Annotated in this window: 10 protein-coding genes; 5 read left to right on the top strand and 5 right to left on the bottom strand. The window is 47.9% G+C overall.

Translation table 11 applies throughout. The features are described from left to right. A partial coding sequence (locus tag VIM72_RS27930) for a TonB-dependent receptor plug domain-containing protein (RefSeq protein ID WP_332006097.1) occupies positions 1-1145 on the bottom strand: 1145 nt, incomplete at its 3' end. Positions 1146-1541: 396 nt separating this feature from the next. Between VIM72_RS27930 and VIM72_RS27925 the strand changes: the two genes are divergently transcribed. After that, positions 1542-3950 (top strand): ABC transporter permease, encoded by a 2409-nt coding sequence (locus VIM72_RS27925; protein ID WP_332006096.1) that lies wholly within the window; start codon positions 1542-1544, stop codon positions 3948-3950. Positions 3951-4007: 57 nt separating this feature from the next. Here the strand turns inward: VIM72_RS27925 and VIM72_RS27920 are convergent, their stop codons facing one another. From VIM72_RS27920 to VIM72_RS27910, 3 genes are read right to left on the bottom strand one after another with little or no spacing between them, the layout of a single operon-like run. After that, positions 4008-4310 (bottom strand): hypothetical protein, encoded by a 303-nt coding sequence (locus tag VIM72_RS27920; RefSeq protein ID WP_332006095.1) that lies wholly within the window; start codon positions 4308-4310, stop codon positions 4008-4010. A gap of 28 nt (positions 4311-4338) precedes the next feature. Next, positions 4339-5238: a DUF6929 family protein gene (locus tag VIM72_RS27915; RefSeq protein WP_332006094.1), complete on the bottom strand. Its 900-nt coding sequence runs from the start codon at positions 5236-5238 to the stop codon at positions 4339-4341. 10 nt (positions 5239-5248) lie between these two features. Further along, positions 5249-6019, bottom strand: coding sequence for a GDSL-type esterase/lipase family protein (locus VIM72_RS27910; protein WP_332006093.1), 771 nt, complete (start codon positions 6017-6019; stop codon positions 5249-5251). A 149-nt stretch (positions 6020-6168) separates the two neighbouring features. Between VIM72_RS27910 and VIM72_RS27905 the strand changes: the two genes are divergently transcribed. Together VIM72_RS27905 and VIM72_RS27900 are read left to right on the top strand one after the other, a co-directional pair. Beyond that, complete coding sequence (locus tag VIM72_RS27905) at positions 6169-6498, top strand: metalloregulator ArsR/SmtB family transcription factor (RefSeq protein ID WP_332006092.1); 330 nt, start codon at positions 6169-6171, stop codon at positions 6496-6498. A 34-nt stretch (positions 6499-6532) separates the two neighbouring features. Next, on the top strand, positions 6533-6976 hold the full coding sequence (locus VIM72_RS27900) for an SRPBCC domain-containing protein (protein WP_332006091.1): 444 nt from the start codon (positions 6533-6535) through the stop codon (positions 6974-6976). Between the two features lie 40 nt (positions 6977-7016). Here the strand turns inward: VIM72_RS27900 and VIM72_RS27895 are convergent, their stop codons facing one another. Continuing rightward, positions 7017-7682, bottom strand: coding sequence for a YiiX family permuted papain-like enzyme (locus tag VIM72_RS27895; RefSeq protein WP_332006090.1), 666 nt, complete (start codon positions 7680-7682; stop codon positions 7017-7019). Between the two features lie 51 nt (positions 7683-7733). Here VIM72_RS27895 and VIM72_RS27890 point away from each other — a divergent pair, with 51 nt between their 5' ends. Both VIM72_RS27890 and VIM72_RS27885 read left to right on the top strand, forming a co-directional pair. Then, positions 7734-8270 carry a GNAT family N-acetyltransferase gene (locus tag VIM72_RS27890; RefSeq protein ID WP_332006089.1) on the top strand — a complete coding sequence of 179 codons (537 nt, stop codon included), beginning with the start codon at positions 7734-7736 and terminating at the stop codon, positions 8268-8270. Positions 8271-8314: 44 nt separating this feature from the next. After that, on the top strand, positions 8315-9247 hold a 933-nt coding region (locus tag VIM72_RS27885), incomplete at its 3' end, for a phosphotransferase (protein ID WP_332006088.1).

Genomic DNA, 9247 nt, shown 5'->3' with positions numbered 1-9247 from the left:
TCGCTGCCACCGGAAGCGGATAAAGTATGCTGCTGGATAGGCGCTGTTCTGAAAAGGGCATCCTGCCAGTCGGTGTTGGTAAGACCAGCATCTCCCGCCAGATAAGGCAATATTTCAGGCGCTATCTGGAAATTGGAATTTCCCCTTGTAGCGTTATTATCAGTAATGCTGCCGGAAGGATTGAAATCCAGGTAAGCATTGTTTTTTGCATCAAAGCTGAATTTGGCCCACTGGTAGGCATCCATCAGCTTTATCTTTTTGCTCACCTGCTGAAAACCTGCGTACATGTTATATCCAAAGGAAGGCGGACCGGTGGTTTTCCCTTTCTTCGTGGTGATCAGTACCACCCCATTGGAGGCACGGGAACCATAAATAGCGGCGGATGATGCATCTTTTAGAATGTCTATGGAAGCAATATCGTCGCTGTTTAAAGTGCTGAGCGGATCAGGGGATTTCTGGAAAGATGCCTGCCCGGTGATGTTCACCATATCCGTAGCTCCCTGTAAATTCTTCAGGTCGTTCGACAATGGGATTCCATCTACCACATACAGTGGGTCAATGCCTGCGGAAATTGAGTTCAAACCACGGATACGCACGCTGATACTGCCTCCCGGCGCGCCGGTGTTCTGCAGCACTTGTACGCCCGGCACCTTACCGGCAATAGCCTGTTCAAAACTCGTTACGGGCTGGTCTTTCAGATCAGCCGCCCGTACGGAAGCAACGGCGCCGGTGATCTCCCTGCGGCGTTGCACGCCATAACCTACTACCACTACCTGGTTAAGGGAGGAACTGGATTCTTTCAGCACAACAGCCAGGGGCTGATGCTCCTGTAAAGTAATGCCGTCCAGTTGCGCAGGCTCATAGCCGATAGACGTGAACCGGAAACTGTAAACAGCTCCTGCCACCAGGCCGGGGAAATGGAAGGTACCGCCCGCATTTGTTTGTGTAGATACGGTGGCGCCCGACGTTTCATTCTTCGCGGTCACAGAAACCCCCGGTAGTCCTTCGTGCTTCTCATTCTGCACGCTACCGGTAACGCCCGTACGCTTTTCCTGCGCCTGCAGGTATAAAGGGCTGAATAACAGGAGAAGTAACAAAACGCTTCTCCATTTTTCTTTTAAAGAACGGATGTAAAAAGAGTCCATAGGTGCTTTTTGGAGCCCTCTGCAGGTTGTTGCCATGCCTGCAACAGCGCAGGCAACATATGCCTGCCTGTTTCCAAGGGCCGTGTGATAAAACAATTACAACTGATTGGTTGATGACGCGATACTAGATTTTCAGTTTACAGTATTAAAAGTAACAACAAGTTTTTAGTCCACCAAATCAATAGACTAATATACTGTAAGATATTTTACGGTAGATAAATTTATCCTGAAGGAACCCCTTCCTCCGGTTAGTGCCATGGAAGCCATTGTCCGGAAATGGACACTTTCACCGGAAAGCGGACAATCTATGTTAGTTTTTATTACATTAATAATTGATAACCAATAAAAGGAAGACTGGCATTCTCTTAGCGCCGGGAACAACCACAACACGATGATATGTTAGGCAACCAGTTCAAAATCGCATGGCGGAATTTCCGCAAGCACATTACACACAGCCTGTTAAACCTTACAGGGCTCACATTGGGGCTCACCGCTTGTTTTTTTATTGCATTGTATATAAACGATGAATACAGCTACGACCGATGGATACCAGGGCACGAACAGGTATACAGGGCCGGACTTGATGTAAAAACGCAGGACAATGACCTGATTTCATTTGCCGCCACCTCCGGGTTTCTCCGGCAGGCTGTTATGGTGTACCCCGAGGTGCAATCTGCCACAAGGGTGTTTGAATATGGCAACAATACCGCTGTTAGCGGTGACGGCAATAACGCCAGGAAATTTAATGAAAAAGGCATCTACTTTGCCGATAGCACTTTACTGGAAGTACTGCCTTACCCTTTGCTGGCGGGAAATGCCCATACCGCCATGAACAATGCGGACGGTGTTATGCTGACCGCTGAAAAAGCGGAGAAATATTTCGGGAGAACAGATAACGCAAGTACTTATCTCAATAAAATACTAACTATCAATAACAAAAATTACCGGGTAACCGGGGTACTGAAAAATGTGCCTTCCAATAGTTATTTCCGCCCTGATTTTATTATTTCTACCGTAAGCGTAAAGAACGAAGAATGGTTCAGGCGTAATATGGAAAACTGGCATGGCACCATGACGCAAACCTTCCTGAAATTAGCTCCCGGTACCGATTGGAAAGCCTTTGAAAAAAAGATAAGTAAAATTGCCTACCAGTTTGTGGGCAATGAAATAAAAGCTAACGGGCAGGTATACACGAACTTTATTCAGCCCCTCGCCTCTATCCACCTGCATTCCAATCTCCGTTACGAGCTAAGCAAAAACAGTGATATACTATATGTAAGGATATTATCGTTCGTAGCCTTGTTCATCCTGCTTATTGCGGGCATTAATTTCATCAATCTTGCTACCGCTACTGCCGGTAGCCGGGCCAAAGAGGTGGGCGTGCGAAAAGTAATAGGCGCCAACCGTTCCCAGCTGGTATGGCAGTTTATGATAGAAGCCATTATGATGAGCGTTATTGCATTTATGGCTACCGTAATTTTAGTCCTCGTCCTCCTGCCGGTTTTTAATAGCATTGCAGATAAAAGCTTTACCCCCGCACAGTTATTCCAGCTTCGCTTTATTGGCGCCGGGCTGGGTATCAGCCTGGCGATAGGGCTACTGGCCGGCATTTACCCCGCTATCATTCTTTCGGGGTTCAATCCTATGCGCATCATACAGCACCGTGGCGCCCAAAGGAAAACACATTCGCTCCGGAATGTGCTGGTAGTAACGCAATTCTGCATTTCCATCCTGCTGATCGTTGCTACCATGGTGGTATACCGGCAACTGCAGTTTATGAAAAGCTTCAATCTTGGCTTTGATCAGTCGCAGGTGCTGGTAGTACCCATTAACGGGCCGGAAGCAGGCAACAGCAAAAAGGCCCTGCTGGAAAAGTTCCGCGGACAGGCAGATGTAATTTCCGTAAGCGCTTCCAGTAATGTGCCGGGGCAGGAATTTGGCAATAATCTTTTCCAGCTGAAAAATGATCATACCAAACAAACAGACACCAGGTTAATGTCGGCCGACGACCAGTTTTTCCGTACCTACAACATACAACTGCTGGCAGGCCGGCTGGTGAATATGACGCCCGATACCAGCCAGAAAAGCGGCGATATCATGATCAATGAAGCCGCCCTTCCCTTCTTTGGCTGGAAAACGCCGGAAGAGGCGCTGGGGCAGGAATTTGATTTCGGATGGGGCACTGTATGCGGGGTTTATAAAGATTTTCATTTTACGTCACTCCAGCGCGGGGTAACGCCAATGGCTATATTTTATAATCCCAACTGGCTGAGCTATATCAGCATTAAGATGAACACCCGCGATGCCGCGGCCACAGTGGCCAGGCTGGAGAAAGTGTGGCAGTCGGTAGTGCCCTCTGCTTCCTTTGATTACTTCTTCCAGGATGAGGCGTATAACCGGCAGTACCAGGCGGAACAGCGACTGGGCTCTCTCTTCCTCATCTTCTCCGTTTTTGCGATCGCCATCGCCTGTCTTGGTCTATTTGGCTTAGCCTCTTTTACCGCTGCACAGCGTACCAAAGAAATCGGGATCCGCAAAGTGCTGGGCGCCAGTATTACCGGTATTATAAAACTGTTGTCGAAAGATTTTGTAGTGCTGGTGATCATTGCTGCCGTTATTGCGTTCCCGCTGGCCTGGTGGGCCATGAGCAACTGGTTACAGAACTTTGCGTACCGGGCGCCTATAAGCGGTTGGATATTTATCATAGCAGGCGGAGGCGCTTTGGTGATCGCGTTGATCACTGTAAGTTTCCAGGCGGTGAAAGCAGCGCTGGCCAACCCGGTCAACAGCCTGCAGGCAGAATAATCAGCAAAGCGCAACATCCGGCAGATGCTGCGCCCGGGGTTATAAAGAAACCATTATTTACTTCGTATAAAAAACAATATCTTCTGCATCCGGTTCACTGTCTGCCAGCTGTTCTTCCCAACCGGCAGGCAGTTTGAAAATATTATGCAATCCGCCCAGCAGCTCCAGCCAGCCGCTCATTTCATCGGATACCTCCAGCGTTTCCCCTTCCATGGTTTTAAATACCAGGAAAGTGGCTTCTCCCGGGTACGCATACACTTTATACCCTGCAATATGCGTTACATCTTCCCAGAAGATGGTGTTATCAATATCTTCATCATACTTCACGTAAAGCGTGCGTTCGTCAAATTGTATATCCATATTTCGAATGTATTGATTTGAGGATGAATTAGCTGGCCTTAAAGGTAAAACTTACTTTAAACAAACGACTGGTCCCGGCGTCATTATCAGATACCAGGTGAAGCGTCAGGGTATTGTCTTGTATGCTTTCCAGGCAAATGCCTTCTATCTTTTCCCCTTTAAATGCAGGGTCTGCTCCTGTTAAATTGAGCATGCCATCCGGCGTAATGGCGGCTTGGGAGAGCTTCCGGGAGATATGATTGATCCACCCGATATAGCTGTCGCCGATAACGCCATCGTCATACGCATTGGCAGTGGTTTCGGATGAAAAAGTGCAGAGAAGCAGGTCCTTTTCCGGCACATAGCAAAGCTCAGATACCCCTGCAAATACAGGCGTTGGCGTTAGTAACGTGAACGGCACTACGCTAACCGGCGGCGCAGCCTGCTCCCAGAAACCGGGCGTGGTAAGCACCAGCTGGTTCTGTGGCCAGGTATTATTACCGCGGTTGCTTAGCAGTAAAGTGTTATTTACTACGGCAGCGCCTTCTATATTCAACTCATTGATCCCGCTGTTCAGCAATTGCGCAGTAAAAGCAGCCGGGTATGGAATAAACTGTATGGCGGCGCTGTCGCCCTCCGGCAGTGGCAACAATAGCAACTGCCTCCGCTTTTCCGTTGCCAGCGAACCGGAGGCCATAAGGTAAGTGCGGTCATGCAAACTGATAAGTGTAGCAGCTTCATAATCTGCTTTCACAGCTTTGGCGATCCTTTTTTCTGCAACGCCGGAAATGCGGATACTTTTTATAAGATGATAATCCTTGTCCAGCACCTGGATACAGGTAGCATCGTCGCCGATAAGATACAGCTTGTCTTCATGAAATTCCACCGCGGAAGCCGAAGGAAAATCAGGCAACAGTAAGCTGCATATGAGGGTGATCACCGCTTTCATAGATCCGGTTTTACTTTAAACGGCCCACCACTTTTTTAATGGCCTGTGCCCAGAAGACTCCCAGCTCTGCTGCTCCCTTTGCATTGGGGTGCAGCTGGAAAACGCCCGACCTGCCATTTTCCTGGATAAACAGTTCAGGATGCTTTTTAAAGTAGCTGAATCCTCCTGTATACCCGGTGTATACCTGGCCGGGATGCGTGCTGCGGTAACCGGCCACGATGGCGTCGAGCACCGGGAAATAGGATTGCAGGCGGGCCAGGCCTTCCGCAAGGTAACGGGCGCCGTTATGTGTATTGGGGCTATACCAGGTAGGATGATGCAGGATAATGATACAGCCGGGATAACTGCTGAGCAGCTGGTCCAGGATGGCTTTTACATTTAGCCGGTACTGCTCCGGCGATACCGGCGATCCATTGGGGCCTTCAATGGCGCTGTCGTTGGTACCAAGCACCATGGAAAATACCAGCGTGGCGTCTTTATCGGCTTTAAAAGCATCGGCAGCCTTTACCACGTTGTTGAACAATTTATTCGTAGCAGGAAGAAAATCCACCGTGGTAGAGCCGCTTACGCCCTGGTTGCTGTATTGAATATTACTGCCCGGCATAGCGCGCTTCAGCCATTCCCATGCCTTTACAGGCGGCGCCTCTTCCAGCGGATGCTGAAGGCCCCCTCCCTGTGTAATACTGTTGCCGATAAATACAATATCCAGTTTCTTTGGCTGCGCTGCCGCACAAAGGCCGGCCAGCAGGAAATAAAGGGCGATAGGTATTCTTTTCATCATCATGGAAAACTTTCAAACTTGTAAAATAACATCTTCGCCGCACAAACAGGCATTTTTCATGAAACACTTCTCCGGAAAAAAATATTTTGTGTAACCAAATGGTTACGTATATTTGTAACCGAAAGGTTACATAACTTAAAATAATTACCGTGAGAAGAGATGTATTTCAGGCAATAGCGGATCCTACCCGGCGGCAGATCATCGGGTTACTGGCCGGCAGTTCGTTGAACCTCAACGCTATTGCAGATAATTTTGATATCAGCCGGCCGGCAGTGTCCAAACATATCCGCATCCTTACGGAATGCGGGCTGGTCACCATAAAGCAGGATGGCCGCGAACGCCTATGCAGCGCCGACCTCAGCGGCCTGAAAGCGGTGGCCGACTGGACCATCCAATACCAGCAGTTCTGGACACAAAAACTGGATGCACTGGAAAACTATCTTGGTAAAACCCAAAGGTCCCGCAGGAAAAAACAGTAATCATGTTAATCATTCATCAATAAAAAAAATCACTATGAGCAACAAGCCACTGGTATTTGAACGCACCCTGGATGCATCCGTAAATGCTGTATGGGAAGCGATTACAGACAAAGACCAAATGAAGCAATGGTATTTCGATCTGGCAGAATTTAAACCGGAGAAAGGATTTGAGTTCAGCTTTACAGTAGAAAAAGATAACAAACAATACATTCATCTCTGTAAAATTACAGAAGTAATAACAGGGAAAAAGCTGAGCTATACCTGGAAATACAAAAATGAGCCGGGCAACTCAGAAGTAACGTGGGAGCTGTTTCCGGAAGGAGACAAAACAAAGCTGAAGCTCACGCATACCGGCATTCATACTTTTGCGGAAGCTAAAGACCCGGCCTTCGATGCCAGCAATTTCAACGAAGGATGGACTTATATTCTCGGTACTTCCCTGCCTGGTTTCCTGGCAAAAGAAAAAGTAGCCAGTTGAGTAAAACGCATGGCGGAACCAACATCCGCCATGCGTTATTTTATTCTGCCACCGTGGCCAGCAAGGGCGATTCAAACATACTCACCGGTGAAATAATTTTCTCCGTTAACGGGATATTGTTACCATAGATCTCTCTCATCTGTTGCTGCACAGCAGGGCTTTTCAGGTCAAAATCCTTCAGCTCCTGCAACCTGCCTATCTCCAGCCCGGTCACTTCATTATAAATTTTCCATACCAGCTCGGAGCAATAGATCCGCTCATCTGACCAGCCAAAATAAAAGTCGTAATCCTTGCCGTTGAACCGCTCCCCTGCGGTTTTCATTTTACTGATCACTTCCGGCGTTAACACCGTGCCCGCATTTTTCAGTCTTTTTATTACAAAATGCCGCCCCTTTCCCCTGTTAATCCATTGCATCAGCGGGGTATATCTTACCGGTTGCAAGGCTTCATATACATACCATTGATCGTCTCTCTTAAAAATTATTCCGCAATGACTATATTTGGAATGTGTAGCCAGCTGGATAGCGGTGCTCAGGTCTGATTCGGACACCTGGAAAATAATATCGCCTTCCTGTACAGGGGGAACAGCTGTTGTATATTTTTTGGAAAGATGTTTACCCGTGATAACATAACGCCCGGCCAGCAAAGTGCCCGTTATCATAAAAAGCGTTACTATCGTCAGTATTATTTTTCTGAAGCCTGTCATACACCCGAATTTAATTAAAAATAGGTCCAATTATTTTATAAAACACAGAAAATGAACGAAATACTTATCGTGCCTGCTATAACGGCAGAAGTGGAACTGTTACAACAAATAGCCCGTGAAACCTTCCAGGAAAGCTTTGCAGCCGACAACACACCGGAAAATATGAAACAATACCTACAGGATAATTTCAGTATTGCCAAATTATCTGCTGAGCTGAGCGAACCGGATTCCGAATTTTATTTCGCCATGCTGAGAAACCAGCCGATCGGCTATATGAAAGTAAATTACAGAACGGCACAGTCAGAGTTGTACAACAGCCGCGCGGTAGAACTGGAACGCATATACGTATTAAAATCGCACCAGGGGAAAAAGATAGGCCAGCAACTGTTCAACCGTGCGGTAACCCTTGCCATGGAAGTACGCGCGCCTTTCCTGTGGCTGGGTGTATGGGAACACAATACCAAAGCAATTGCCTTTTACCGGAAAAACGGCTTTACGGAATTTACTACCCATGAATTCCGGCTTGGCACTGAAGTACAAACAGATCTTATCATGCGGCTAAACCTGCCGCTGCATAACCTGCAATAATTTTTTCAATACCTTAGCGCCCCTTTTCATTAAATACGCGGCTTATGAATCATTTCCCCGTATCCAGTTCCCATCTTTCGGCATCGCACCTGGCGCTGTTCCTGCAAGCACAATACGATGAGGCAGACGGCGCCGGGTGCCACCTGGTCAAATCAGGCATCAACGATACCTACCAGTTAACTGCTTCCTCCGGCAAATACATCTTCCGGGTGTACAGCCTGCACTGGCGCAGTATTCCCGAAATTTCCGAGGAGCTCCGGCTACTCCTGCTGCTGAAAGAAAACGGCATCCCGGTATCATGGCCGCTGGCAGATAAACAAGGTAACTTTATACAAACACTGAACGCACCGGAAGGCGAACGGTATGGCGTATTGTTTTCCTTTGCGGAAGGAGAAAAACTACTCCACTATGATGACGAAGCGCACGTGAACATTGGCAGGATCATGGCCCGTATGCACAACCTCACCCGGTCCCTGCCGCTGGACAGGGTTACCTATACCGCAAAGAACCTACTGGAAGATCCACTGGAGTCCATCAAAAAATTCCTGCCCGCCAATTCAGCGGAAATGATGTTCATGAAAGAAGCGCAAACCCATCTTTTGCAGGTATTGCAGCAGGCAGATGTTGCTGCCATCCGCCAGGGAGTAGTGCATATGGATATCTGGTTCGATAATATGAACATCCGTGCGGACCAGGAAATAACCCTTTTCGACTTCGATTTCTGTGGTAATGGCTGGCAATGCCTGGATGTTGCCTACTATATCCTGCAATTGCACAGCCTTATCCGCGACCAGCCTGAATGCCAGGCCAAAACAGACCGCTTCCTGGAAGGCTATAACTCCATTGTACCACTCAGCGCGGAAGAAAAAAGGCTGTTGCCCGCACTGGGGATATGCATGTATTTCTTTTACCTCGGTGTGCAATGCGACCGGTACTACAACTGGTCTAATTCCTTTTTAAATGAAAGTTACCTGAAA

Source organism: Chitinophaga sp. (assembly GCF_036569185.1).
In the GTDB taxonomy this organism is placed as follows: Bacteria; Bacteroidota; Bacteroidia; order Chitinophagales; family Chitinophagaceae; genus Chitinophaga.
The sequence above is the reverse complement of the archived record's forward strand: the minus strand, read 5'-3'. Positions and strand labels throughout refer to the sequence as shown.